The following is a 1,633-nucleotide window of genomic DNA, read 5'->3' as shown; positions in this document are numbered from 1 at the left end:
GCCCGCCCGGCCTCCGTGAACTCCGCGAGGCGCAGGCGGGTGTCCGCCGGGTGCACGCTGACCCGGACGAGCCCCTGGCCCTCCAGCGCGCGCACCATCCGGCTCAAGTACCCGGCGTCCAGGCCGAGTCGGGTCCTCAGCTCCTTCAGCGACGCGCCGGTCCCGATCTCGAACAGCAGGCGCGCCTCGCCGAGCGGCCGGTCCTGCCCGAGGTAGTGATCGTCGAGCACACCGATCCGGCGGGTGAAGTACCGGTTGAAGCGGCGCAGGGTGGTCACGTGCTCCGCGGACACTGACGCTTTCACTGGCTCCATATTTCTTTGACTTTAGTCAAAGGATTGTCGGGTGTCCATGAGGCGGACCGGCCTCGCGTTTCGCGCCTTCTGGTCGCATTTCCCGTGATTTTTCAGTGACCCCGCGCACTATCCGTCACTGGTTGTGCATGCAAACCAGGTCCCGGGGCAGGTGCACTCGGCCCGCGAGAGTGACACGCGTGTGACACAGGGGCACGGAACAGGAACGGAAGGCAACACCGATCATGTCGGGACACCAGGCGCAGCAGACGATTCACGTGGGCGGAGAGTGGCGTGCGGCCGCCTCAGGGGCCACGCGCGACATTCTCGACCCGGCGGACGCCAAGACGTTCGCCGTGGTCGCCGAAGGCGGCGTACCGGACACGGACGCCGCCGTCGAGGCCGCCCGGCGCGCCTTCGACCACGGAGAGTGGCCACACACCCCCGTCACCGAGCGGGCCGCGCTCCTGCGCCGCGTCGCCGACCTCCTCGTACGCGACCGCGAACCGCTCGGGCTGCTCGAGAGCCGGGACGCGGGCAAGACCCTGGAGGAGGGGCGCGTCGACATCGACTGCGTCGCCGATGCCTTCCGGTACTTCGCCGATCTCGTCGTCGGCGAGGGCGGCGGACGGGTCGTCGACGCCGGGTCGGACGACATCCACAGCGTCGTCGTGCACGAGCCCGTCGGTGTCTGCGCGATGATCACCCCCTGGAACTACCCGCTCCTGCAAGCGAGTTGGAAGGTGGCCCCCGCCCTCGCCGCCGGGAACACCTTCGTCATCAAGCCGAGCGAGATCACTCCGCTGACCACGGTCGCCCTCATCGAGCTGCTGGTCGAGGCCGGACTGCCCGAGGGCGTCGCCAACATCGTCACCGGTCCCGGCCACAGCGTCGGCGCCCGGCTCGCCGAGCACCCGGACGTCGACCTCGTGTCGTTCACGGGCGGACTCGTCAGCGGCACGAAGGTCGCGCAGGCCGCCGCCGTCACCGTGAAGAAGGTCGCCCTCGAACTCGGCGGCAAGAACCCCAACGTCGTCTTCGCCGACGCCTGCGCCACGGAGGAAGGGTTCGACACCGCCGTCGACCAGGCCCTCAACGCCGCCTTCATCCACAGCGGGCAGGTGTGCTCCGCCGGTTCCCGGCTCATCATCGAGGAGTCCGTGCGCGAGCGCTTCGTCGCCGAACTGGCACGGAGGGCCGAGCGGATCCGGCTCGGCCGCGGCACCGAGGACGGCGTCGAGTGCGGGCCGCTCGTCTCCGCCGAACAGCGCGAGAAGACCGAGCCGTACATCGCCGCGGCCCTCGCCGAGGGCGCGCTGCCGCGCGCCGGCCTCGCCCGC

General features: G+C 70.4%; 2 protein-coding genes. One reads left to right on the top strand and one right to left on the bottom strand.

Going from position 1 to position 1,633, the window contains the following annotated elements:
• A partial coding sequence (locus O3Q52_RS52870) for a MarR family winged helix-turn-helix transcriptional regulator (protein WP_269655515.1) occupies positions 1-314 on the bottom strand: 314 nt, incomplete at its 3' end.
• A 224-nt stretch (positions 315-538) separates the two neighbouring features.
• Here O3Q52_RS52870 and O3Q52_RS52865 point away from each other — a divergent pair.
• On the top strand, positions 539-1,633 hold a 1,095-nt coding region (locus O3Q52_RS52865; RefSeq protein ID WP_269655514.1), incomplete at its 3' end, for an aldehyde dehydrogenase family protein.

This window comes from Streptomyces sp. ActVer (genome assembly GCF_027270795.1).
Taxonomy (GTDB): Bacteria; Actinomycetota; Actinomycetes; order Streptomycetales; family Streptomycetaceae; genus Streptomyces; species Streptomyces umbrinus_A.
Note: the sequence above shows the minus strand (reverse complement) of the source record. Positions and strands in the feature narration are given on the sequence as shown.